Origin of the sequence: Clostridium sp. AF19-22AC (assembly GCF_003479085.1) — a bacterium.
GTDB classification, from domain to species: Bacteria; Bacillota; Clostridia; order Lachnospirales; family Lachnospiraceae; genus Faecalicatena_A; species Faecalicatena_A orotica.
In genome coordinates, this window is sequence record NZ_QUGN01000008.1 from 78,941 (window position 1) to 103,817 (window position 24,877).

The 24,877-nt window shown below is 44.8% G+C and carries 25 protein-coding genes, 3 tRNA genes and 1 other annotated feature; of the genes, 24 read left to right on the plus strand and 4 right to left on the minus strand.

Features of this window, described 5'->3' with window-relative positions; all coding sequences use genetic code 11:
• The first annotated feature begins 227 nt into the window (after positions 1 to 227).
• The 8 genes from DWX43_RS11075 (at position 228) to DWX43_RS11110 (ending at position 8,670) form a co-directional block, all read left to right on the plus strand.
• Positions 228 to 1,559: a putative DNA modification/repair radical SAM protein gene (locus tag DWX43_RS11075; RefSeq protein ID WP_109733182.1), complete on the plus strand. Its 1,332-nt coding sequence runs from the start codon at positions 228 to 230 to the stop codon at positions 1,557 to 1,559.
• A gap of 9 nt (positions 1,560 to 1,568) precedes the next feature.
• Entirely contained in the window at positions 1,569 to 2,339 is a 771-nt protein-coding gene (locus DWX43_RS11080; protein ID WP_118620316.1) for a TIGR03915 family putative DNA repair protein, read from the plus strand.
• Positions 2,340 to 2,485: 146 nt separating this feature from the next.
• Complete coding sequence (locus DWX43_RS11085) at positions 2,486 to 2,929, plus strand: NfeD family protein (protein WP_109733184.1); 444 nt, start codon at positions 2,486 to 2,488, stop codon at positions 2,927 to 2,929.
• A gap of 3 nt (positions 2,930 to 2,932) precedes the next feature.
• Complete coding sequence (locus tag DWX43_RS11090; RefSeq protein WP_109733185.1) at positions 2,933 to 3,868, plus strand: SPFH domain-containing protein; 936 nt, start codon at positions 2,933 to 2,935, stop codon at positions 3,866 to 3,868.
• An 84-nt stretch (positions 3,869 to 3,952) separates the two neighbouring features.
• Positions 3,953 to 4,675, plus strand: a complete 723-nt coding sequence (locus DWX43_RS11095; RefSeq protein WP_118620317.1) for a LytTR family DNA-binding domain-containing protein — start codon at positions 3,953 to 3,955, stop codon at positions 4,673 to 4,675.
• Positions 4,668 to 5,519, plus strand: coding sequence for an ATP-binding protein (locus DWX43_RS11100; protein WP_118620318.1), 852 nt, complete (start codon positions 4,668 to 4,670; stop codon positions 5,517 to 5,519). The genes DWX43_RS11095 and DWX43_RS11100 overlap by 8 nt, the downstream gene beginning before the upstream one ends.
• A gap of 52 nt (positions 5,520 to 5,571) precedes the next feature.
• On the plus strand, positions 5,572 to 7,935 hold the full coding sequence (locus tag DWX43_RS11105; protein WP_118620319.1) for an ATP-dependent DNA helicase: 2,364 nt from the start codon (positions 5,572 to 5,574) through the stop codon (positions 7,933 to 7,935).
• 69 nt (positions 7,936 to 8,004) lie between these two features.
• Positions 8,005 to 8,670 (plus strand): MerR family transcriptional regulator, encoded by a 666-nt coding sequence (locus DWX43_RS11110; RefSeq protein WP_182440669.1) that lies wholly within the window; start codon positions 8,005 to 8,007, stop codon positions 8,668 to 8,670.
• 95 nt (positions 8,671 to 8,765) lie between these two features.
• On the opposite strand, the gene DWX43_RS11115 is transcribed toward DWX43_RS11110, so the two are convergent.
• The 4 genes from DWX43_RS11115 to DWX43_RS11130 all read right to left on the minus strand — a co-directional run bounded on the left by DWX43_RS11115 (position 8,766) and on the right by DWX43_RS11130 (position 11,607).
• Complete coding sequence (locus DWX43_RS11115) at positions 8,766 to 9,185, minus strand: Hsp20/alpha crystallin family protein (RefSeq protein ID WP_109733190.1); 420 nt, start codon at positions 9,183 to 9,185, stop codon at positions 8,766 to 8,768.
• 112 nt (positions 9,186 to 9,297) lie between these two features.
• The gene (tsaA, locus tag DWX43_RS11120) at positions 9,298 to 9,777 is read right to left on the minus strand and encodes a tRNA (N6-threonylcarbamoyladenosine(37)-N6)-methyltransferase TrmO (protein ID WP_118620321.1); all 480 of its coding nucleotides are present in this window, start codon (positions 9,775 to 9,777) and stop codon (positions 9,298 to 9,300) included.
• 78 nt (positions 9,778 to 9,855) lie between these two features.
• Complete coding sequence (locus tag DWX43_RS11125) at positions 9,856 to 10,689, minus strand: MerR family transcriptional regulator (protein ID WP_109733192.1); 834 nt, start codon at positions 10,687 to 10,689, stop codon at positions 9,856 to 9,858.
• 45 nt (positions 10,690 to 10,734) lie between these two features.
• Positions 10,735 to 11,607, minus strand: coding sequence for a LysR family transcriptional regulator (locus DWX43_RS11130; RefSeq protein ID WP_109733193.1), 873 nt, complete (start codon positions 11,605 to 11,607; stop codon positions 10,735 to 10,737).
• Positions 11,608 to 11,718: 111 nt separating this feature from the next.
• Between DWX43_RS11130 and DWX43_RS11135 the strand changes: the two genes are divergently transcribed.
• From DWX43_RS11135 to DWX43_RS11210, 16 genes are all read left to right on the plus strand, one after another.
• On the plus strand, positions 11,719 to 12,438 hold the full coding sequence (locus DWX43_RS11135) for a TIGR01906 family membrane protein (protein WP_243099294.1): 720 nt from the start codon (positions 11,719 to 11,721) through the stop codon (positions 12,436 to 12,438).
• 81 nt (positions 12,439 to 12,519) lie between these two features.
• Positions 12,520 to 16,275 (plus strand): phosphoribosylformylglycinamidine synthase, encoded by a 3,756-nt coding sequence (locus DWX43_RS11140; protein ID WP_118620322.1) that lies wholly within the window; start codon positions 12,520 to 12,522, stop codon positions 16,273 to 16,275.
• A 237-nt stretch (positions 16,276 to 16,512) separates the two neighbouring features.
• A tRNA-Met gene (locus tag DWX43_RS11145) sits at positions 16,513 to 16,586 on the plus strand.
• A 123-nt stretch (positions 16,587 to 16,709) separates the two neighbouring features.
• Positions 16,710 to 16,955: a DUF3781 domain-containing protein gene (locus tag DWX43_RS11150; RefSeq protein WP_109733195.1), complete on the plus strand. Its 246-nt coding sequence runs from the start codon at positions 16,710 to 16,712 to the stop codon at positions 16,953 to 16,955.
• 74 nt (positions 16,956 to 17,029) lie between these two features.
• Positions 17,030 to 17,458 carry a phage tail protein gene (locus DWX43_RS11155; protein ID WP_118620323.1) on the plus strand — a complete coding sequence of 143 codons (429 nt, stop codon included), beginning with the start codon at positions 17,030 to 17,032 and terminating at the stop codon, positions 17,456 to 17,458.
• Positions 17,459 to 17,592: 134 nt separating this feature from the next.
• A tRNA-Val gene (locus DWX43_RS11160) sits at positions 17,593 to 17,665 on the plus strand.
• A 23-nt stretch (positions 17,666 to 17,688) separates the two neighbouring features.
• Positions 17,689 to 17,762 (plus strand) — tRNA-Met (locus tag DWX43_RS11165).
• Positions 17,763 to 17,908: 146 nt separating this feature from the next.
• A complete protein-coding gene (locus DWX43_RS11170; RefSeq protein WP_118620324.1) occupies positions 17,909 to 18,235 on the plus strand; it encodes a hypothetical protein in 327 nt (108 codons plus the stop codon).
• Between the two features lie 3 nt (positions 18,236 to 18,238).
• A complete protein-coding gene (gene ispF / locus DWX43_RS11175) occupies positions 18,239 to 18,784 on the plus strand; it encodes a 2-C-methyl-D-erythritol 2,4-cyclodiphosphate synthase (RefSeq protein ID WP_109733198.1) in 546 nt (181 codons plus the stop codon).
• 23 nt (positions 18,785 to 18,807) lie between these two features.
• Positions 18,808 to 19,935: a GNAT family N-acetyltransferase gene (locus DWX43_RS11180; protein ID WP_118620325.1), complete on the plus strand. Its 1,128-nt coding sequence runs from the start codon at positions 18,808 to 18,810 to the stop codon at positions 19,933 to 19,935.
• Positions 19,936 to 20,060: 125 nt separating this feature from the next.
• Positions 20,061 to 20,285 (plus strand) — a binding site (T-box leader).
• Between the two features lie 83 nt (positions 20,286 to 20,368).
• Entirely contained in the window at positions 20,369 to 21,079 is a 711-nt protein-coding gene (gene epsC / locus DWX43_RS11185) for a serine O-acetyltransferase EpsC (RefSeq protein WP_347559302.1), read from the plus strand.
• Entirely contained in the window at positions 21,066 to 22,472 is a 1,407-nt protein-coding gene (gene cysS, locus DWX43_RS11190) for a cysteine--tRNA ligase (RefSeq protein ID WP_118620326.1), read from the plus strand. The genes epsC and cysS overlap by 14 nt, the downstream gene beginning before the upstream one ends.
• Entirely contained in the window at positions 22,457 to 22,915 is a 459-nt protein-coding gene (locus DWX43_RS11195) for a ribonuclease III domain-containing protein (protein ID WP_118620327.1), read from the plus strand. Before cysS ends, DWX43_RS11195 begins: the two co-directional genes overlap by 16 nt.
• A 15-nt stretch (positions 22,916 to 22,930) precedes the next feature.
• Positions 22,931 to 23,701, plus strand: coding sequence for a 23S rRNA (guanosine(2251)-2'-O)-methyltransferase RlmB (rlmB, locus tag DWX43_RS11200; RefSeq protein WP_118620328.1), 771 nt, complete (start codon positions 22,931 to 22,933; stop codon positions 23,699 to 23,701).
• A gap of 11 nt (positions 23,702 to 23,712) precedes the next feature.
• Complete coding sequence (locus DWX43_RS11205) at positions 23,713 to 24,324, plus strand: sigma-70 family RNA polymerase sigma factor (RefSeq protein WP_118620329.1); 612 nt, start codon at positions 23,713 to 23,715, stop codon at positions 24,322 to 24,324.
• A gap of 179 nt (positions 24,325 to 24,503) precedes the next feature.
• The gene (locus DWX43_RS11210; protein WP_109733205.1) at positions 24,504 to 24,875 is read left to right on the plus strand and encodes a GntR family transcriptional regulator; all 372 of its coding nucleotides are present in this window, start codon (positions 24,504 to 24,506) and stop codon (positions 24,873 to 24,875) included.
• Positions 24,876 to 24,877 lie beyond the last annotated feature (2 nt).

Below are 24,877 nucleotides of genomic sequence, written 5' to 3' on the forward strand. Positions count from 1 at the left end.
CAGGTGTTCCTTTCCGGGTGTTTTATACTTTATCAAAGAGAGCATACTCCGTTTGCTGTAAAATATAAAAACAGAACAAATGTTCTTGTAAATCAGAAACAGTTATGCTATCATAATAAACAGAACAAACGTTCTGCAAAGGGCGTTTCAGGCAGAAGCCAGACAGGGTGATATAATGTACGGTTTCAGGTGTGTTTTCATTTACAGGGATAAAGGAGTTGCAGGGGATGGCAGAGGTAATTCAGGAGCAGATATCTTTATATGATAAGCTTCAAATTCTTAGTGATGCGGCAAAGTATGATGTGGCATGTACGTCCAGCGGGGTTGACAGGCAGGGGGACGGCACGGGAATGGGGAATTGTTCCAAGGCAGGGATCTGCCACAGTTTTTCATCGGATGGGAGATGTATTTCTCTCTTAAAGATATTATTTACAAATGAATGTATCTTTGATTGTAAGTACTGTGTAAACCGTTCTTCGAATGATGTTGTGCGTACTTCATTTACGCCGGATGAGATCTGCACACTTACGATGGAGTTTTACAGGAGGAATTATATAGAAGGACTGTTTTTGAGTTCGGGTGTTCTGAAAAGTCCCAATTATACAATGGAGCTGATCTATGCGGCGCTGTATAAGCTGCGTCATGAATGTAATTTCCAAGGGTATATCCATGTCAAGGCGATTCCGGGGGCAGATCAGGAGCTTGTTAAGAGAGTGGGATTTCTGGCGGACAGAATGAGTGTGAATCTGGAACTCCCCACGGCGGAAAGCCTTAAGCTTCTGGCACCCCATAAGACGAGAAAGAATATACTTGCGCCCATGAGGCTTGTCCAGCAGAAGATGCAGGATAACCGGCAGGAGATCGTACTATACAGGAATGCACCCCGATTCGTACCGGCGGGGCAGAGTACACAGATGATTATTGGGGCAACCCCGGAGTCAGATTACCAGATTCTGAATGTGGCAGAGGCCCTGTACAAAAAGTTCGAACTAAAAAGGGTATTTTATTCTGCTTTTGTTGCGGTAAATGAGGACTCGGCCCTTCCGGCAAAGACAGGGGAAGGACCTCCGCTGCTTCGGGAACACAGGCTCTATCAGGCAGACTGGCTGCTTCGGTATTACCGGTTTGAGGCAAAGGAACTTCTGGACGAAAATAATCCCAATTTTAATATTTTCCTTGACCCGAAATGCGACTGGGCCCTGAAGCATCTGGAGTATTTTCCCGTGGAGGTGAACAAGGCTGATTATAATACCCTCCTGCGTGTGCCCGGGATCGGGTACAAATCCGCCTCAAGAATTGTTAAAGCGAGAAAGATGGGGACACTGCAGTTTGAGGATCTCAAAAAAATGGGGGTCGTGCTGAAGCGGGCACTCTATTTCCTGACATGCAGTGGAAAGATGATGTACAGGACAAAAATTGAGGAAGATTACATCTTGAGAAATCTTTTGAACACGAAAGAAAAGCTTCCTGATTCCGTGACAGGAATGACATTTAAACAGCTGTCGCTTTTTGACGATGTGAATTTCAGAGAGGCTCAGATTCAGACAATAGTGGGGTGAAAGACAGAAATGGTATGTACAAAACAGGTTTATATATGTCATGATACGATTACTGGTATCTTTTCGGCTATCTATGATGCATGGAAAGAAAGCAGGGATACGGAGGCCGGAATTGCACTTAGAGGCTGTTTGATGCCACAGTTGTTTTGTGAATACAGAGAGGTAGATGAAAAAGAACAAAAATCAATAGCCGTTGAGCGGTTGATAAAGAACAATCTTGGGTATAATGCTTACTGGGACCTTTATCACGCACTGCTCTCCGATGACCCGGAGAAGGCAGATGCGGTCTATCAGACGATCCTTGCGGCCAGAAAGGTTAAGGACAGCAGGAAGATTATGGAGCATCTGAGCAATCCCCATGTGGCAAAGGTCTTTGAACTGAGCAGGAAGGTTGCAAATGAAGCACATCTTTTTACAGAGTTCATCCGCTTCAGGGAACTGGATAATGGAGTACTGCTCTCTGAGATCACACCAAAAGGCAGGGTGCTCACCTGTATAGCCGATCATTTTACGAATCGCTTCCCGTTGGAAAACTGGATGGTTTACGATAAGACCCATAAGGTGTTTCTTGTTCATAAAGCAGGGATGAACTGGATACTCGTAGAGGGGGAAGAACTGGATCAGACTGAGGCTGAAAAGGTATCCACGGCTGAATTGGAATATGAGAGATTATGGAAAGGATTCTGCAAATCGATTGCCATAAAAGAGAGGGAAAATCTGGCCTGCCAGAGAAATCATCTTCCCATTCATTTCCGGCAGGATATGACAGAATTCCGCTAAATTGTAAAAGCTTTTCATTAAAACAGGAAATCACTGCATTCACGCAAAAAGTATTGTATAATAGGGTTAGCTGGATTAACATATAACTATCATCAGGAAGAGGTTATAAGCCGGATGAAATACGAAATTTGAGAGAAGGGAGACGTATGGAGAAAGAAGCATTTGTATGGCTTGGACTGTTGATTGTTTTTCTGGTTATCGAAATTATTACAGTCGGGCTGACATCTGTCTGGCTTGCCGGGGGCGCTCTGGCTGCGTTACTTTTAAATATTGCAGGATTGAATTTAATATGGCAGGTAGGCGCTTTCTTCGCAGTCTCATTTTTACTATTGTTTTTTACCCGTCCTTTCGCGGTAAAATACATAAACGCCCATCATGAGAAAACCAATTATGAGGGCGTGATAGGTAAAATAGTGAGAATTACGGAGACGGTAGATAATCTGGCCCAGACGGGTACGGCGGTTGTTAACGGCCTCGAATGGACTGCGAGAGCAGAAAAGGACGGCGAAGTGCTCGAACCGGGGACACTGGCAAAAGTAGTCAGTATATCTGGTGTAAAGCTGATTGTAAAGAAATATGAGGAGGATTAGAATATGGGACTTTGGATTGGGATTGCTATTTTGGTCATTTTACTTATCATTATTGTGGCGAATGTCAGAATCGTACCGCAGGCACATGCATTTATACTGGAACGTCTCGGCGGCTATAAGGAGACATGGAGTGTGGGGCTGCATTTTAAGATTCCGATCCTTGACAGGGTTGCAAAGAAGGTATCTTTAAAGGAACAGGTAGTGGACTTTGAACCGCAGGCTGTTATTACAAAGGATAATGTAACCATGCAGATTGATACGGTTGTATTCTTCCAGATTACAGATCCGAAGCAGTATGCATATGGTGTGGAGAGTCCGATAGCGGCTATTGAGAACCTGACAGCAACAACACTTCGTAATATCATTGGTGATCTGGAACTGGATGAGACACTGACATCCAGAGAGACGATCAACTCTCAGATGAGAACGTCTCTTGATATTGCGACTGACCCGTGGGGAATTAAAGTAAACAGAGTGGAACTGAAGAATATCATGCCTCCGAAAGCAATTCAGGATGCGATGGAGAAACAGATGAAGGCAGAACGTGAACGAAGAGAATCCATTCTGAGGGCCGAGGGTGAAAAGAAATCTACGATTCTTGTTGCCGAAGGTGAGAAAGAATCCGTTATTCTGGAAGCGGAGGCATCCAAACAGGCGGCGATCCTTAAGGCAGAGGCCGAAAAGCAGAAGAGGATCAAAGAGGCAGAAGGCCAGGCCGAAGCGATCAGGTCCGTGCAGAAGGCTACGGCAGAAGGTATTGAATATATCAAGGCAGCTGGCGCAGATAATGCAGTGCTGACAATCAAGAGCCTGGAAGCATTTGCCAAGGCGGCAGACGGCAAGGCGACGAAGATTATTATTCCTTCAGAACTGCAGGGAATCGCAGGACTGACTAAGACAATCGCTGAAGTCGCGAAGTTTGAAGAGACTGAAAAGTAAGATCAGCAGTGATATATTTTTTGAGATACGCCCCGGAGAGAACAAGCCGGGGCGTACTCTTTACAGAGGACAGGGAGTAGGGATATGGCAAGAATACTTATATTAGAGGATGATGGACCAAGCAGGAAAGCACTGGTATCCATGATCGGCAGAATTGGTGCTGAAATTAAGGCGGATGAAGCTGCAGACCTGGGGGAAGCAAGGAATCTGCTTACGGGCGGTGGTTCCTATGACTTATTTCTGCTTGATGTAAATCTGGACAGCAAAGACAGCAGTGATGCCTCAGGCCTTACGTTTGCCGGTGAGGTGCGGGATATTATGAAGTATGAATTGACGCCTATAGTGATGCTGACCTCGGTTGCGTCTCTGGAAATCGAAGCATACCGCCGGATTCACTGTTACCAGTATATTCTGAAACCCTACGAGGAGGAAGAAGTACAGCGGATTGTAAAAAGGGTGCTCACACATGCACGCCCCGCCGAAAAGCCGTATGTGATTGTAAAAAAGGATGGGATTAATTATAAGATCCTATGTGAAGACATAATTTTCTGTAAGGCAATCCCAAGGGGTGTGTGTATTTATCTGAAAAATGAGCAGATGGACGTCCCGTATCTTTCCATCCGCCAGCTGCTGGATAAGCTTCAGGGGCAGGATTTCGTCCAGTGCCACAGAATGTTTGTTGTCAACAAGAAGTATGTAAAATACTATGATCTGGTAAATCAGATGATACAGGTAGAGAAGTACCCCGATGAGATCGATATAGGGGTTACCTATAAGGCGGAGGTCAGGAGGCTGTTGAATGAATAAAGGGAAAAGGAAGATATTATACCGTGTGTTTTGTTTCCTGTCACTGGCCATAGCAGTATATCTGGTTATTGATTTAAAGGTGAGCAGGACTTTGGACCTGAAGATGATCATTGTATTCATATTGTTCCTTGTTGTGATCATCTGGGGAACGATCGACTGGAAGCTAAACAATGACATCATAAAGGAGCAGACAAAAGAACTGATGATGTACCAGCTGTATATACAGCCATTGGAAGAACTGGTAAAAGAAATCCGCGCGAAACAGCACGAATTTGATAATCACCTGAATGCCATTCTGAACATGCATCTGACCGTGGGGACATATGACGAGCTTGTAAAGGAACAGTCCGAGTATATAAAACAGATATGCAGGGACGGCGGCAACCAGTATCTGCCTCTGCTCAGAATCAGTGATAAAGTACTGGCTGGTTTCTTGTATAGTAAGATCGTGAGCTCAAATGAAAACATAGACACACAGATTGAAGTCCGCAGCAAAGAGATTATATCCAGAGTTTCTGAGCACAGACTGATTGAAATCGTAGGCGTTCTGGTCGATAATGCATATGAAGCATGCGGCAGTGAGGGCGGAAAAGTGAGGATGTTACTGGACTCCAGACAGGACCACCTTTTTTTCCAGATTTTGAATCAGCATGAGAAGGTATCTTTTGAGACAATCGGGCATTTCTTCGAGAACGGCTATTCGACAAAGAGTAAAAGAAAAGGAGAGCGTGGACTCGGGCTTTACCGTGCAAAGATGATAGCTGAGAAGGCAGGCGGGGAGATCATGGTCGGCCAGGAGGAAATCGGGGGAGAGAACTATATCCAGTTTACCGTGGTGATCTAGTAGTGGTGATCTAGTCTTCCATGAGAGTAAGGTTTGTGATACAATAGGAAACATGGATGAAAAAGAATTGATTAAAATATCTGTCCGGAATCTCGTGGAGTTTATTCTGCGGGAAGGGGACATAGATAACAGAATATCTGGCGGCATAGAAAAGGATGCCATGCTGCAGGGAAGTAGAATCCATCGCAAGATACAGCGGCGTATGGGTTCTAATTATCGTGCAGAGGTTTCTTTAAAGATTCAGACTGCATGTGAAGGGTTTGTACTTCAGGTAGAAGGCAGGGCTGACGGAATCATAGAAGAGGAAGCGGGGACCACCATTGATGAGATCAAAGGGGTGTTGAAGGAACTGGCCCATATAGAGGCACCCTCGAATGTACATCTGGCCCAGGCGAAGTGTTACGCATACATATATGCGAAGCAGGAGAATCTGGAGAGGATCAGCGTCCAGATGACTTACTGCCATATGGAGACGGAGGAATTAAAGCAGTTTAAGCAGGAATTTCTATTTACAGACTTGGAAGAATGGTTTCAGAAACTGGTCCGGAGATATGAGAAATGGGCAAAGTTCCAGATTGAGTGGAAAGCGAAGAGGAATGCGTCTATCAGGGATGTGGAATTTCCATTTGAATATAGGGAAGGACAGCGAAATCTCGTAACATCGGTCTACCGTACGATCCTAAGAAAGAAAAAGCTGTTCATACAGGCACCGACAGGTGTTGGAAAGACGATGGCAACCGTATTTCCGGCCGTGAAGGCGGTCGGAGAGGGGCTGGGAGAACGTATTTTTTACCTGACGGCAAAGACAATTACAAGGACCGTGGCCGAGCAGGCTTTTCAGACACTGAAAAAGCAGAATCTGAGTTTTAAAGTGATTACACTGACCGCAAAAGAGAAGATTTGTTTTTGCGAGGAAGCGGTATGCAACCCGGATAACTGTCCATATGCCAAGGGACACTATGACAGAGTAAACGATGCAGTATTTGATATGATTGTCAATTCGGATGAAATGAGCAGGGAAGAACTGGAACGGCAGGCGGAGAAACACAAGGTCTGCCCGTTTGAGATGGCACTGGACGTATCATTATGGGCCGATGCCATTATCTGTGACTATAATTACGTCTTTGACCCGAATGCACATTTAAAACGCTTCTTTTCGGAGGGGAACAAAGGAGAATATCTTTTCCTGATTGATGAGGCGCATAATCTGGTGGAGAGGGGCCGTGAGATGTACAGTGCCGTTCTCTATAAAGAGGATGTACTGGAAATGAAGAAGCTGGTAAAGTCTGAAGATCCGGGCCTTGCAAAACGTCTGGAGGAATGTAATAAGCAGCTCCTTATGCTGAAGCGCGAATGCGAGAATTACCAAGTGCTGGACAGCGTATCACATATTGCTGTTAAACTGATGAACATCATGTCAGGACTCGAGGAGTATCTGGAGATCGTACAGAATGAGGAGAAGAGGGAGCAGATACTTGATTTTTATTTTCAAGTACGGGATTTTCTGAACATTCATGATATTATGGATGAAAATTATGTGATTTATACGGAACTGGAGAGGGACGGGCGGTTTAAACTAAAATTACTCTGTGTCAATCCAGCCGTTAATCTTCAGACTTATCTCGAACAGGGGAACAGCACGGTCTTTTTCTCGGCAACGCTTCTCCCGATTCATTATTATAAGAAGCTGCTCAGTGTGGAGAAGGACGATTATGCGATCTATGCAGAATCCACATTCCCAAAAGAAAACCGTCTGCTGCTGCTCGGAACGGACGTCAGCACAAAATATACGATGCGTTCGGCGTCTATGTATGATAAGTTCGCACAATACATTCTGAAGGTGGTGGAAGCAAAAAGGGGCAACTATTTGATCTTCTTTCCGTCATACCGGTTTATGGCGGATGTATATGAGTGTTTCCAGAACGAAATACAGGGAAGGACAGATATAGAATGTATTCTCCAGTCACAGTTTATGGATGAATCTGCGAGGGAGGTTTTTCTGGAGACTTTTGAGGAGGAGAGGACGACCAGTCTGGCCGGTTTTTGTGTTATGGGAGGGATTTTTTCTGAGGGAATTGATCTTACGGAGGACAGGCTGATCGGGGCGGTTATCATTGGGACCGGGCTGCCGCAGGTGTGCAATGACCGTGAGATTCTGAGACAATACTTTGACAGCAGGGATATGAGGGGATTCGATTATGCTTATCTGTATCCAGGGATGAACAAGGTACTGCAGTCGGCAGGAAGAGTGATCCGTACAGAGGAAGACCAGGGGGTCATCGTCCTGCTCGATGAGCGCTTCATGGGAAGGCAGTACAGAGAAATTTTTCCAAGGGAGTGGGAAGGGTACCAGACATGCAGACTGGAGAATTTGAATGCCCATATGGAAAAATTCTGGGAGAAAATCAAAAATTGATGTTTCTTCTGGTAAAGTATTGACATTCAAGCCGCTTGATAGTTTTAAATGTTAGTAAAGGAGGAGTCCATGAACATCAAAGAAGTAGAAAAAGAAGTGGGAATCCGAAAGGCTAACATCCGCTATTATGAAGAGCAGGGGTTGGTTACCCCAATGAGAAATGCAGAGAATAATTACCGGGACTATTCAGAGGAAGATGTCATATGTCTGAAAAAAATAAAAGTGCTCCGCCTGCTGGGTATTTCTGTCGCGGAGATTAAAGCGGTCCAGAACCGGGATACTGCTCTTAATACTGTGGTACAAAGCAGAATATCTGAGATTGAAAAAGAAGTGGAACAGCTGGGTGAATTAGAAGAAATGTGCAGGATGTTTCTGGCGCACGACCAGACATATGATACACTGGATATTTCCCTGCTCGATACGCGGGAATGCCTTTCGATACAGAAAGGAGCAGTATTTATGAAGATAGACAGATGCAGAAATTATCAGGAAGCACTTAGAAGGTCAGAAGTCATTATGACTTGTTTCATATTTCTTGGCCTGATCCCTACGGGGGAAAATGTACAGCGGCTTTTTCATTACAGCCTGCCTGAATGGATCAGGTGGATCGGATTTGCGGGCGCCTGTGTTACAGGGATTATCAATATCGTTCTGTACAGGAAAATGTACAGCACACAAAAAAAGGATTGGGAAAGGGCAGAGGAAAATCTGGCAGCGAAGGCCAGACGAAGTTAAGTATGCCATATAAGCAGGGGGGCCGCCGCGTCATAAATGATTCATGATGCGGCGGCTTCCCTGCTTTAAGTTTCATGGAAATCTGTGGAGATTCCTTATTCGATTGTGATATATTTCGGCTGTTCTTCAATTGCCTTTGGTACCTCTTTTGGTATACATAAGCTGAGAATTCCGTCTTTGAAGGACGCCTTGATGTCTTCCTGTCTGAGCTGGTCACCTACATAGAATCTGCGGTTGCAGGATCCTGTATAACGCTCCTTGCGGATGCAGTTGCCCTTCTGGTCTTTCTCTTCCTGAGTCTCCTCGTGGGATGCTGTAATCGTAAGATAGCCGTCTTTTAAATCGGCCTTGATGTCTTCTTTGCCGTATCCCGGAAGCTCCATCTCTACAAGATAATTGTTGTCTTTCTCATGAATATCAGTCTTCATAATCTGAGTAGTAGAGTTATCGAAAGATCTTTCAAAAAAGGGATCCTTAAAAAAGTCATTTAAAAAACTTCTGTTTGATAATAACATATGCCATACCTCCTAAAATAAATCTGTTATTCTTGTTCTATATGTAATATAGCATATGTTATTAGCACTGTCAAGAGGTGAGTGCTAATTTGTTTTAAGCATTTATTTTAAGCTAATAAAAGTTGAATTCATCTTCCCATGCAAAATTAGCAGATTCCTCTAAACTTTCAGGCCAGTGACTGCACCATGACGGTACACTGCAATTTTTTACCTTATCAAGGCTGGGTGTATAGGGTTTCAGGTCCAGGACAGGGGTATTATTGTTTGCATCAATATAAGCAATCTGAATAGCGCCTTTTTGATAATCTATATCAATGACTTCTACGGCTGTCAAGGCTATCGGGTTTGGACGGATCGGTGACCTGGTAGCAAAAATCCCCATTTTTTGAGGAGCATTTTTATAAGGCTGTTCTGTTTCCAGCATTGACCTGAACTCTTCCTTGTCGAAATCACTGAACCACCAAAGAACATTGATATGGCTGAATCCATCCAGAGCCTTTAATGCGGGGACAAATTCAGGTTCCAGCCGGATAAAAGTTCCTTCTTTGCTGCTGCAGATAGTTCCTATCGAATTTACTTTATAAGTTGACATGTTTTACATCCTCCTTTTCTATAAGCAGACGATAGACCCTGACATCATGTGAGAGTCAAGAAAAAACGTCCTGTAAATTTATCTACAAGACGTTTTCGCTGTTTTTTGCAAGGGTATTTGGATTTCAGTTAAGTATTTTTGAGGGTCCTCCTCATTCCACGGACCGCGGTGTACGATTTGCCTGCTTCCTTCTTTCATTTTATACTGGCTGTTATTCTGTAGCCATTCTGCAAATGTAAGATAAGCAGACGCAATATTTGAAAAATCACCGTAAACCATCGTACAGGCCATGACAGGGACAGGATCTGTGTGCCGGAACTGGAAAGGCGGTTCCTCCGGCCCGGCCTTGTTTACCACTGCGCATAGTTCTACATCCACATTTTCTTCTTTGTAGTCTGCATCGTGGTAGATGGAAAACGTATCATTTGAATGCACTATATTATGCTGTTCTGCATATTCAGATAATTCCTGCCATAATTCACCCTCGGCATAATAGCTGGGGATGACTTTTCTTAATGAAAGAACATAATAATCAGGAATAGCTTTTATAGTAACATTGTAATGTATTTCATTTTTCCCGCTTAATAATTCTTTTTTAGCAAGTTCAATTTTCATTAACTTTTCTTGCTCTGCCTGTATATTGAATTTGATTTCTTTATATTTCCTGTCAAGCTGCTCTATAATGAAAGAATCATTTTCACTATTAAGAGCGGCTATTATTTCAGAGACGTTAAAACCGCTGTCACGCAAATAAATGATTTTGTTCAGCCGGGGGATTTGTTCTGCGGAATACATACGGTATCCGGTCCATGAGTCAACTGCTTCTGGTTTCAACAGACCGGTTTCATCATAATATCGCAGCATACGGACAGATACTTGTGTTAACTTTGAAAATTCACCAATTCTAAACATGTAATATCCTCATTTCTGGACGGCACAAAGGGATGGGTGGTACTATTAAAAGTAATTCAGGAATTCCCGCGCCGCTTTCGACAGGGGCATCTGTTCATTGTAAGCGATTACGAGTTCGCGCCCGGGCAGTTCTTCTTTTGTTTCTACGACAAACAGGTCGTCTTCTGCATGTCTGATACAGTAATCCGGTATAAATGCAATCCCCAGTCCGATGCGGGCCAGATCGATCAACAGGTCATTGCTCGTCAGTTCAATCTCGGGCACAAGGTCAAGCTGGTGCTGCTGGAAAAGCCTGTGGAGGAATTCACTGGTAGTGCTGTGTCGGTCAAGCATGAGGATCGGATAATGGGAAAGCTGCTGGTAAGTCAGCTTTTTTCCCCTCAGGTCTTCAAAAGCGCTGTTGGCGATAAAGACATCCCTGAATTTAGTGATCTTTTTTATAGAAGATACATTGCTTAAATAGTTGTTCGGATAGTTGACCACGACCAGATCGACCTGCCCGGTTTCCAGTAGTTCCACGCACTTGATAGAGGTCTGGTTAATCACTTTGATGTGTGCACTTGGAAATTCCTTGTGAAACTTTTCGAGGTACGGCACAAGAAAATAGCGGCATATGGTGTCGCTGGCGCCGATGCGGATCTGTCCCCCCGTTGATGCGGCATCCAGAAGCTGGGCTTCACCCCGCTGGATCAGATGCATGGCCGGCTCTATATGGCGGAGCAGTATTTCGCCTTCGGGGGTCAGCTGAACCTTTTTTGTGCTCCGGATAAATAATGTCTGGTCCAGCTTGCGCTCCAGTGTCTTGATTGACTGGCTGACAGCGGACTGTGATATAAAAAGCTGTTTGGACGCTTCTGAGAAGCTTAAGGTAGATGCTACATGAAAAAAGACCTTATACAGTTCATAGTTGATATCCATTATTAGACCTCCTAATAAGTATTGTTAGTATTATAAGCCAAATTGTGGTGAATTACAATGTGATTTATGATAAAATATAAGAATTAAACGATATTGAATGAAAGTGTGGGCATGATGAACGAAGAAAAGAAGACGAAAAAGGCAGAATGGCTGCTGGGGGTTGTTTTATCTTTTGCAGTGATTCTCATTCTGCTGATTTCCAGTTTCCAGGCGGCGATGTACATGGATTTTGGTTTCTATGAAAAAGAGTATAAAAAGTATGATGTCCTTTCCGATCTTGACATGGAGATGGAAGACGTGATGTATGTTACTCAGGAAATGATGGCTTATTTAAGGGGCGACAGAGAGACGTTGGAGGTGGTTACGACTGTAGAAGGTAAAAAGCAGGACTTTTTTAACGAACAGGACAGACTGCACATGGAGGATGTACAGGGGTTGTTTATCGGCGGGCTTCACCTTAGGACGGGGGCTGTAATCGTACTGCTGGTCTGTCTGGCGGCGCTCATCCTTATGAAGGGCGGATGGAAGTATGTCCTCCCGAGGGCATTCCAGATTGCGGTGGGTGTGTCCGGCATCGCGACGGCAGCGCTGGCATTTCTGTTCTCGAGGGATTTTGATGCGGCATTCACTAAGTTCCATGAGATTTTCTTTTCCAACGACCTGTGGATGTTTGACCCGGCAGAGGATTATATGATCAGGATGCTGCCGGAGGGACTTTTTTCTGATATGGTTATAAGAATTGGGATACTGTTTATTGCGTCCCTTCTCATTCTGCTGGCAGGAAGCGCTGTCTGGAGACGAAAAACAAAGATTAGGAAAACTAATGAATAAGTTTAAGTATATTAATTGTACTTATCAGAAGAAGTATGATAATATATAAAATATAGTGATAAAATGCAAAGGAGATTCTATATGAGTAATGTAAAACGTGTATATGTGGAGAAAAAGCCGGAGTTTGCCGTTCAGGCAAAGGAACTGCGTCATGAGATCAAGCATTACCTGGGGATTGAAACAGTGAGCGCCGTGCGTGTCCTGATCCGCTATGATGTGGAGAATATAACAGACGAGACTTTTGATAAGGCGTGCAACGGTATTTTTGCGGAACCGCCGGTAGATGTCCTGTATCACGAGACATTTCCAATGAAGGAAGGAAGCCGTGTGTTTTCTGTAGAATACCTTCCGGGACAGTTTGACCAGAGAGCGGATTCAGCAGAGCAGTGCGTCCAGTTTATCAGGGAAGATGAAAAGCCTGTCATCAGGACTGCTACAACATATGTTGTTGAAGGCACAGTAACGGACGATGAATTTGCGGCGGTTAAGAACCACTGCATCAATCCGGTCGATTCCAGAGAGACAGGTCTCGGAAAACCGGAAACACTCGTGACTGTTTTTGAAGAACCTGAAGACGTAAAGGTATTTGACGGATTTCAGGTTATGCCGGAAGCAGAACTTAAAGAATTATACGATTCCCTGGGACTGGCAATGACATTCAGGGATTTCCTTCATATTCAGAATTACTATCAGGGTGAAGAGCACAGAGACCCTACGATGACAGAAATCCGTGTTCTGGATACTTATTGGTCAGATCACTGCCGCCATACGACATTCTCGACGGAGCTTAAAGATGTCACCTTCGGTGAAGGCGACTACAAAGAACCGATCGTAGATACATACAGACAGTACCTGAAAGACCACAGTGAGATTTTTGCAGGAAGAGAAGACAAGTTCGTCTGCCTGATGGATCTGGCGCTGATGGCGATGCGCAAGCTGAAAAAAGAAGGAAAGCTTCAGGATCAGGAAGAGTCTGACGAGATCAATGCATGCAGTATTGTTGTACCGGTCAAGGTTGACGGAGTGGAAGAGGAGTGGCTTATTAATTTTAAGAATGAGACACATAACCACCCGACTGAGATCGAACCTTTCGGTGGTGCGGCTACCTGTCTTGGAGGGGCAATCCGCGACCCGCTGTCAGGACGTACTTATGTATACCAGGCAATGCGTGTGACAGGGGCGGCAGATCCTACGGTACCTGTGACAGAGACATTAAAAGGAAAGCTGCCACAGAAAAAGCTGGTCAGGGGCGCAGCCAAAGGATACAGCTCTTATGGAAACCAGATCGGACTGGCTACGGGTGCGGTTAAGGAGATCTACCACCCGGATTATGTTGCAAAACGTATGGAGATCGGTGCAGTCTTAGGCGCAGCACCGAGACGCGCCGTGATCAGGGAAACTTCTGATCCGGGCGATATCATTATTTTATTAGGCGGACGTACAGGACGTGACGGCTGCGGCGGTGCAACAGGGTCTTCCAAGGTTCATACAGAAGAATCCATCGAGACATGCGGCGCAGAGGTCCAGAAGGGAAATCCGCCGACAGAACGTAAGATTCAGCGTCTCTTCAGGAGAGAAGAAGTAAGTAAGCTGATTAAAAAGTGTAATGACTTTGGCGCAGGCGGTGTTTCTGTAGCGATCGGTGAGCTGGCTGACGGGCTTCGCGTGGATCTGGACAAGGTACCGAAGAAATATGCCGGGCTGGACGGAACAGAGATTGCCATTTCTGAATCTCAGGAGAGAATGGCAGTTGTGGTTGACCCGGGCGATGTAGAAGAATTCCTTGCATTTGCAAAAGAAGAAAATCTGGAAGCAGTTGAAGTTGCAGTAGTGACGGAATCTCCGAGACTCGTACTGACATGGAGGGGAAATGAGATCGTGAATATTTCACGTGCATTTCTGGATACAAATGGTGCCCATCAGGAAACTTCCGTTGAAGTGGAAATCCCAGCGAGGGAAGGAAGCCTTTTCGTGAAAAATGAAGTCGGTGATGTCAGAGAGAAATGGCTGAATGTGCTGGAAGACCTGAACGTATGCTCACAGAAAGGGCTTGTGGAAATGTTTGACGGTTCCATAGGTGCCGCTTCTGTATTCATGCCTCACGGCGGAAAATACCAGATGACAGAGACACAGACGATGGTTGCAAAGGTGCCGGTTCAAAATGGAAAGACAGACAGTGTTTCCATGATGAGCTTTGGTTTTGACCCGTATCTGTCCAGCTGGAGTCCGTACCACGGTGCGATCTATGCAGTTGTTGAGTCTGTTGCCAAGATCGTGGCATCAGGCGGGGATTACAAAAAGATCCGGTTTACATTCCAGGAATACTTCCGCAGGATGACAGAAGATCCAAAGAGATGGAGCCAGCCGTTTGCAGCACTGCTGGGTGCGTACAATGCACAGCTCGGTTTTGGACTGCCGTCAATCGGCGGAAAAGACAGTATGTCAGGAACATTCCAGGATATCGATGTGCCGCCGACACTGGTTTCCTTTGCTGTAGATATGGCAACTGAAAAAGATATCATTACACCGGAATTCAAGAAAGCCGGCAGCAAGATTGTATGGATGAGAATCGAGAAGGATGAATATGACCTTCCTGTATACAGCCAGCTGATGGATCAGTACAGTAAGTTTACGGCCGATATCCACAGCGGTAATATTATATCTGCTTATGCCCTTGACCGCCACGGCGTGATTGCAGCGGTCAGCAAGATGGCATTCGGTAATGCATTTGGTGTTAAGATCGAGCATAACATGGACGAAAGAGAGCTGTTTGCCCCGGCATTTGGTGACCTGATCGCAGAAGTACCGGCAGAGAAAGTTTCTGAGCTTGGAATTACCTATACCGTGATCGGTGAAGTGACAGACGATAAGACATTTAGCTATGGCAATACTGCAATCACTCTGGATGAGGCGGAAAAAGCATGGACAGAGACACTGGAGAAAGTATTTGCTACAAAATCTTCCGCGGACAGTGATGAGGCTCTGGAAGAGAAGCTGTATGATACAAAGGATATCCACATCTGCAGCCATAAGATCGCACAGCCGACCGTATTTATCCCGGTATTCCCGGGAACGAACTGTGAATACGACAGCAAAAAGGCTTTCGAGCGGGCAGGCGCAAAGGTTATTACAAAGGTATTCAAGAACATGGATGCCGCTGACATCCGGGATTCTGTAAATGAATTTGAAAAGGCGATCTCCCAGGCACAGATGATTATGTTCCCGGGCGGATTCAGCGCAGGTGACGAACCGGACGGTTCCGCGAAATTCTTTGCCACGGCATTCCAGAATGCGAAGATCAAAGAAGCTGTGGAAAAGCTCCTCAATGAGAGGGACGGACTGGCACTCGGTGTCTGCAATGGCTTCCAGGCCCTGATTAAACTCGGACTTGTTCCTTACGGACAGATCGCCGGACAGACAGAGGATTCACCGACACTGACCTACAACACCATTGGACGTCATATCTCCAAGATGGTTTATACAAAAGTTGTTACAAATAAATCACCCTGGCTTCAGGGGGCACAGCTCGGCGGCGTATATACGAACCCGGCTTCCCACGGAGAAGGAAGGTTTGTTGCAAGTCAGGAATGGCTAGATAAATTATTCGCAAACGGACAGGTTGCAACACAGTACTGCGATCCTGACGGTGTGATCAGTATGGATGAGGAATGGAATGTAAATGGTTCCTACTGTGCGATAGAGGGTATTACAAGTCCTGACGGACGTGTGCTCGGCAAGATGGCACACTCCGAGAGACGTGATGATTCTGTGGCAATCAACATATACGGAGAGCAGGATCTCAAGATCTTTGAGTCCGGAGTTAATTATTTTAAATAATCGGATGTAAAGGCAAGTTTTTGCCTGACATCCACGAAAATAGACTGGGGAAAAGAGTGGCGCAGGCCTGAATTTTCCCCGGTCTATCATTCATAAATCCGGCTGATGGTTCCGGTAGGATTTTATCTTTGTTTGAATTGTAGAAAAAATTAGAAAAAGCTTGACAATTCTCCCGGCATGATAGTATAATAACAAAGCGAGTTGCGGATGGGACATGCGCAGTTGCGAATAAAATATGGCGGAATAGCTCAGTTGGCTAGAGCACACGGTTCATACCCGTGGTGTCGCTGGTTCAAATCCAGTTTCCGCTATCTGTGAAGAGGCCTGTGTTTACGGGCTTCTTTTTGTATCCTTACAGAAAAGAAATGACGTAATAGGATAAGAATGATATAATATTACATGGCACAATTGAACAGTAAAAGGTGAAAATAGACATGGGAGTTGAATTACTGAAAAATTTAGACAGGCTGCATACTACAGAACTCGGAGTGCTGCGGATAAAGAGGAATTTGTCTTTAGACACAGATCATGTTGTAGAGTGGTGCAGGAACAAAATCAATTCTTCAGATGCGGTGATTACAAGGAACGGAAAGAACTGGTACATAAACGCAGAAGACTGTTTGATAACGGTAAATGCGTACAGCTATACGATTATTACCGCCCACAAACACAAGAAATAATAGGAAGGCAGCATTCCAAACATTAATGTTTTGAAATTTGAAGAAAAGCAGGTTCGAAAAGGAGAGAATAGAAAATGGCATCTATATATTCATTAAAAAAATTTTGCTATATTGTTTTAATTGATTCAAAAGAAATCGGCGGATTTTCTGAAATCAGTACAACAGATATTACCACCGATCCTATTGAGTATCGTGAAGGCACATCCAGTGTCAATACTGTTTATAAACAGTCAGGACATGTAAAATATGGAAATGTCACTTTGAAATGGGGACTTGTGACATCTGCTGAATTCATCATCTGGTTGCAAAGCGCAGGAGACAGGGCATGTGAAAGAAAAACAATAAAAATCCAGCTGCGTGATGACTTAAATGGAGTTGCTGCAGAGTGGGAAATTATGAACGCATGGCCAGTCAAATATACATCAGAAGATTTAGATAATTCAAGTAATGAAATTCCGATTGAAAGTATGGAATTGGCACATGAAGGTATTAAACGTATGTAACCATACTTAACTCTGTTACAAAAATTAAAAAATTTGGAAAAAATTTATAAAAAGATGTTGACATTTGGTGAAAGATAATAGTATAATAGCAAAGCGGGTTACGGATGAGAGATACGTAAGACGCAGTAGAATATGGGATCTTAGCTCAGCTGGGAGAGCATCTGCCTTACAAGCAGAGGGTCATAGGTTCGAGCCCTATAGGTCCCATATACTTTTTAAAAATTATATATGGCGGAATAGCTCAGTTGGCTAGAGCACACGGTTCATACCCGTGGTGTCGCTGGTTCAAATCCAGTTTCCGCTATTGGAAAAGAAGTCTGTTAATTACAGGCTTCTTTTTTTAGAACTGTTTACATGCGTGTCTGTAAACAGCAACCGGATATTCTGGTGGTAATCGCAGACAATTTATGCTAAAATCAGAGAATGAGAAATGAAATGGAGGATGGAATTATGAGTCAAAAATCATGGGATGTGCTGCGGATAGTGGCAGGGCTATATCTCGCCTATCTGGGAGTAAAAAGTATGATGACAGCTATCTCTGACAGGCCGGAGAATATGGTGTTTTTCCTGATTATGGCGGTTATATTTATGATTACCGGTGCCGGATATGCAATCTATGCAATAAGAAGAGTATGGGCAGGCAGGAATGAAGAGCCGGAAGAGCCAGAAGCTATAGAAGAGAATGAAGATTTTGAGAATAGTGTGGAAGAAACTGCAGAAGATAATGAGGAAGATGACTCTGAAGAAGATGACGCTAATGAGGAAGAGGAGGAATAATTCATGCGGGTTGGAATGGGATACGATGTTCATAAGCTTGTAGAGGATAGAGAGCTGATTTTGGGCGGCGTGACGATTCCCTATGAGAAAGGTCTTTTGGGACATTCTGATGCAGATGTGCTATTACATGCTGTCATGGATGCTCTTTTAGGGGCGGCGGCGCTGGGGGATATTGGAAAGCATTTCCCGGATACAGATCCCCAATATAAAGGAATCTCCAGCATCAGGCTTCTGGAGCATGTAGCGGCACTGCTCGATGAGCAGAACTATATCGTGGAAAATATTGATGCAACGATTATTGCACAAAGGCCGAAGATGCGCCCTTATATTGATACTATGAGGGAAAATGTAGCGAAGGCGCTTAAGATTTCCGTGGATCAGGTGAATATCAAAGCAACGACCGAGGAGGGGCTTGGATTCACCGGAAGCGGGGAAGGGATTTCTTCACAGGCGGTCTGTGCATTGGAGAAGATTACGAACTATGCAAGCTATGATATGACACCGAATCCGGGCGGCTGTGAGAACTGTCATGGATGCGCCAGAAAGTAACGTAAGAAGAGAGGAATGCGGGCATGCAGTTACGAAAGCTAGAGATCAATGAACACGGCAGGACGAGGACGCTGTGGGAGAAGGTATTTGCAGAGGACAGCAGGGAATTTCTGGATTATTATTATTTCATAAAAACGAGGGATAACCAGATCTATGTCATTGAGGAAGACGGGGGTGTCCGTTCCATGCTCCAGCTGAACCCTTATCTGCTGCAGGTAGAGGACAGGCAGTTTCCGTGTAATTATATCATTGCTGTCGCGACAGAAGAGAATTACAGGAAACGCGGGTATATGGGAGAACTGCTCAGAAAGGCCATGCAGGACATGTATGCGCGCAAAGAGCCGTTTACCTTCTTAATGCCCGCGGCAGAAGCAATCTATACACCATATGACTTCCGGTTTGTCTATGCCCAGAACCAGTGCGAAAGTATGGGGACGGACAGTGCGGCAGAGTTGGAGCTTACGGATGCAGGAATGCGTGATGCGGCAGATATGGCGGCATTCTTCAATCAGTATTTTGCGGAGAAATATCAGGTTTGTGCGGTCAGGGATGAGACATATTACCAGACCATGATCTTTGAACAGCAGAGTGAAAACGGCGGTGTGAAGCTTATAAAGGAGGGGCAGGACATCAAAGGAATGTTCGCCTATGCAAGTGAAGAGAATGTCGTGGAAATCAGAGAACCTCTGTATCTGGATGAATACGAAGCACAGTTTCAGAAAGCAGTCCGTGACCTGCGCTCAGGCAGGGACGTGCCGGTAAAGATATATGCATGCCGTAACGGGGAGCATGTCAAAAAAGTGCCTATTATCATGGTCAGGATCCTGCATCTGGAGACATTCTTATCTGCGGTGAAGGTGAAAGAAGGTGAAAGACTTTCCTGCTCCTTTGCAGTGCTGGATTCAATCATTACAAAAAACAGCAGGGTCTGGAAGCTGACAGGGGGACAGGACAGCCGGGATGTACAGGTGAGTGAGACAGAAGATTCCGAAGGAGTCCTGACAATCAGTGCTTTGACAAGCTTTCTGTTCGGCTACAAGACCGTGGATGAAATCAGGGGAGAAGAAGGCGTCATAATTCCCGGACAGCTGGGGAATGAATTAAACAAGATACAGGCATTAAAGCAAACATTCCTGAATGAAATAGTCTGAAAAGTCTGAAAACGGTCCGCAAAGGGGTCAGACCCCTTTGCGGACCGTTTTCAGACTTTTCAGACTTCGAATTATGTTGACAAATTGGAAATTTTTGAATAATATATATCTATATCAATACTGAAGCAAAGGCAATGAACGGAAAGAGTAACTGATTCGGAACTTTCAGAGAGAGGCTGTCACCGGCTGTAAGCAGTCTCAGGGGAAGGATTTGTGAAGTGCATCCGGGAGCTGATTCTGCAAAAGGAATTTCCAAGTAGCAGGATACGTAAGGCATACGTTACATGCGCTGAGTGAAAGAAGAGATTCTTTTAATAGAGTGGAACCGCGGATATGACTTCGTCTCTAATGCAGAGACGGGGTCTTTTTGTTTCTGTGGGCAACTTGCCGTGAAAGTCAAACATTCCAGGGAATGGAGGAATATGATATGGGAATGATATCTTATATAAAGAATGAGATTCAGGTAATACGGGAACGTGACCCTGCCATTAAATCTAATATGGAGGTCTTGCTTTACCCCAGTTTTAAAGTTATACTTAGATACAGAGTGGCCCATAAGCTGTACCTGAAGGGGCACTATTTCCTTGCCCGCTGGATATCCCAGAGGGCGGCACGCAAGACCGGGATTGAGATTCATCCGGGGGCGGAGATAGGGAAAGGGCTCTTTATTGACCACGGAAGCGGTGTGATCATCGGGGAGACTACGATTATCGGGGATAATGTTACTCTCTATCAGGGGGTAACACTCGGCGGTACAGGCAAGGAACAGGGAAAGAGACACCCGACGCTGAAGGATAATGTCATGGTAAGTGCGGGGGCGAAGATACTTGGGTCCTTTACCATCGGGGAGAATTCGAAGATCGGAGCAGGCTCTGTTGTGCTTGAGGAGGTTCCGCCGAACTGTACGGTTGTCGGTGTGCCGGGACGTGTTGTGAAGATGGGAGACCAGAAGGTGCCGCGGATTGATATGGATCAGGTTCACCTGCCTGACCCGGTACTAAATGACATCAGAGAGCTTCAGAATGATAATATCCGCCTGTACAGCCAGCTCAAAGAGATGGAGAAGCATATGAGGTGTATGATACAGCAGGATTGTGAGATAAAAGAGGAAAAGAAAGAGGAGAAGAACGATGAAAATTTATAATACAATGTCAAAGAAAAAAGAAGAATTTGTGCCTTTGGAAGAAGGCAGGGTCAGGATGTACGTGTGCGGCCCAACTGTGTATAACTTCATCCACATCGGGAATGCAAGGCCGATGATCGTATTTGATACGGTCAGAAGATACTTTGAGTATAAAGGGTATGATGTGAACTTCGTTTCCAACTTCACAGATGTGGACGACAAGATCATCAAAAAAGCAATTGAAGAGGGCGTGACGGCAGACGAGATTTCCAAGCGCTATATTGCGGAGTGTAAAAAGGATATGGAAGGCATGAACGTGAAGCCCGCGACGAAGAATCCGCTTGCAACAGAGGAAATCTGTGGTATGGTTGATATGATACAGACACTCATTGACAAGGGTTATGCATATGAAAAAAATGGTACGGTATATTTCCGTACAAGGAAGTTTGAGGGCTACGGCAAGCTGTCACATAAGAATCTGGATGACCTCCAGTCAGGCGGACGTTCTCTCTTAGTGTCAGGACAGGATGAAAAGGAAGACTCACTGGATTTCGTACTCTGGAAACCGAAAAAAGAAGGTGAACCGGCATGGGAGTCACCGTGGAGCGAGGGACGTCCCGGATGGCACATCGAGTGTTCTGAGATGTCTAAAAAATATCTGGGCGAACAGATCGATATTCATGCAGGAGGAGAAGACCTTGTGTTCCCCCACCATGAGAATGAGATCGCCCAGAGTGAGGCAGCCAATGGAAAAGATTTTGCAAAATACTGGATGCACAACGCATTCCTGAACATAGACAATAAGAAGATGTCCAAATCTCTTGGCAACTTCTTCACAGTCAGGGAAATCAGTGAAAAATATGACCTGCAGGTACTTCGGTTCTTTATGCTGGGAGCACATTACAGGACACCGCTGAATTTCAGTGCAGACCTGATGGCCGCTGCAAAGACCGGGCTTGACCGCATCATAACAGCAGCAGATAATCTCAAATTCCTCATTGGAAATGCAAAGGCAGAGAAGATGACAGAGGCTGAGAATCAAGCATTTGCAAAGACTTCAGAGTATGTAGATTCTTTCGAACGTGCGATGGACGATGACTTCAATACAGCCGATGCGATAGCATCCATCTTTGATTTGGTGAAATATTCCAACACAACGGCAAATGAAGACAGTTCTAAAGCATATTTGCAGGGAATACTGGACCTGATCCTGAAACTGACAGATGTGCTCGGAATCATTGTGGAGAAAGAGGAAGAACTGCTGGCGAAAGACATTGAGGCATTGATCGAAGAGCGTCAGGCGGCAAGAAAGGCAAAGAATTTTGCAAGAGCAGATGAGATCAGGGATGAACTGCTTGCAAAGGGAATTATTCTGGAAGATACACGAGAAGGAGTAAAATGGAAGAAAGCGTAAAATTTGAGTTTCACAATTATATAGAAAAAACGCTGGATTTACAAGAGGTGGATATTACAAGCTATTCACCTCTTGTTCTGGCGTTTATCGGAGACTGTGTCTACGATCTGGTTATCAAGACCATGATCATCAACAGAGGAAACAAGCAGGTGCATAAACTGCATGAAGAGACAAGCAGGTTTGTACAGGCATCCACACAGTCGCTGATGATGCGTTCGATGCAGGAGCTGCTCACGGAAGAAGAACACGCGGTTTACAGGCGGGGGAGAAATGCAAAGTCCGTGTCACCCGCGAAAAACCAGTCCATCACGGACTATAGAAGGGCAACCGGGTTCGAGGCGCTCCTTGGCTATCTCTACATGAAAAAGGAATACAAAAGGCTGCTGGAGCTTGTAAAAGCCGGGCTTGACAGTCTGGATGAAGAGTATTTTGAACAAAAATAGAAAATGGAGAATAAGATGCAGGAAAATATAAAAAATGAACAGGAAAATACAGAGCATACTCTGGTAATAGAAGGAAGAAATGCAGTACTGGAGGCATTCCGCTCCGGAAAACCGATTGATAAGGTTTTCATCCTGGACGGCTGTCAGGACGGTCCGGTCAGAACAATTGTCAGGGAAGCAAAAAAGCATGATACTATTTTAAACTTTGTTGGAAAAGACAGACTTTCACAGCTTAGTGAAACCGGCAAACACCAAGGTGTGATAGCCTATGCGGCAGCGTACGAATATGCGGAGATTGATGACCTGTTTAAAAAGGCAGAGGAAAAGGGTGAAGATCCTTTTTTTATCCTGCTGGACAATATTGAAGACCCTCATAATCTGGGGGCAATCATCCGGACAGCAAATCTGGCGGGGGCGCATGGGGTTATCATACCGAAGCGCAGGGCTTCCGGCCTCACGGCGACGGTTGCAAAGACTTCGGCAGGTGCCCTGAACTACACACCGGTTGCCAAAGTGACAAACCTTGCAAAGACGATGGAAGAGCTCAAGGAGAGAGGTCTCTGGTTTGTATGTGCGGATATGGGCGGCGAGTCCATGTACCGGCTGAACCTGACAGGGCCGATCGGCCTTGTGATCGGAAATGAAGGCGAGGGTGTCGGACGTCTTGTGAAAGAAAAGTGTGATTTTGTAGCAAGTATTCCTATGAAGGGAGAAATAGATTCTCTGAATGCATCTGTAGCCGCAGGTGTGATGGCATACGAGATTGTCCGCCAGAGGATGAAGTAGGGGAAACGCTGATGAGCAAGTACGATGCAATACCGGACGAGCAGCTGATTGCAGACTTTAATAACGGTGAATCAGAAATCATGGATTATATCATGATGAAATATAAGTCAATGGTGCGTAAAAAGGCAAGGGCAATGTACCTGATCGGAGGGGAGAACGAAGATCTTATCCAGGAAGGAATGATTGGTCTTATTAAAGCCGTGCGCGACTACGATATTTCCCAGAGGGCATCCTTCGCAAGCTTTGCAGAGCTGTGCGTATCCAGACAGATGTACACAGCCATAGAGGCGTCGAAAAGAAAAAAGCATATTCCTCTGAATTCTTATGTCTCCCTCTATGAGGAGGGGGAAAGTACGGATGAAGAAAAAAAACTGCCGCTGATCGATACGATAGAGCCTGAGATAGAGAACAATCCGGAGGCGCTGTATTTCGGAAAAGAATTTACGGAAGCTTTTGTTGATGAATTGAAGCAGAATCTGAGTGCACTGGAGAACCATGTCCTGTATCTGCATCTTTTAGGGACGGATTATAAGACAATCGCAGAACTGCTCGGAAAAAGCCCGAAAGCAATTGATAATGCGCTGCAGCGGATCAGGAATAAGGCAGGGAAACTGTTGGAATAACAGAAAATAAATGTTTCATAATCCATATTGAACCAGTTATAACCGCAGGAGAGAATGATATGATACCATTCTCTCCTGCGGTTTTTGATTTTTTATAAAAAATAATAAATAAACAGTATATAACAGTTGACAACAGTTCTATACTGTTATATACTGTTTATGAACAAAGGAGGATTGCTATGAAGTTAATTATCAATAATTCTTCCATGCAGCCCATTTATGAACAGATTGGTATCCAGATCAGGACGAAGATTATGGAGGGTGAACTGTCGGAAGACACGATGCTCCCGTCTGTCCGTACATTGGCTAAGGATCTGAGGGTCAGTGCACTGACCGTTAAGAAAGCATATGATGCACTGGAGCAGGAGGGATTCATCGTAACCGTGCACGGCAAAGGCAGTTTCGTAGCCTGTGCCAATCAGGAGTTTATGCTGGAAGAGAAGAAGAAGGAAGTGGAAGCCGACCTTGAGATGGCCATCAGGAAGGGCAGAAGCTGTGGTATGAGCAATCAGGAGATTACAGAATTATTTCAAATCATTTTGGAGGATTAGTA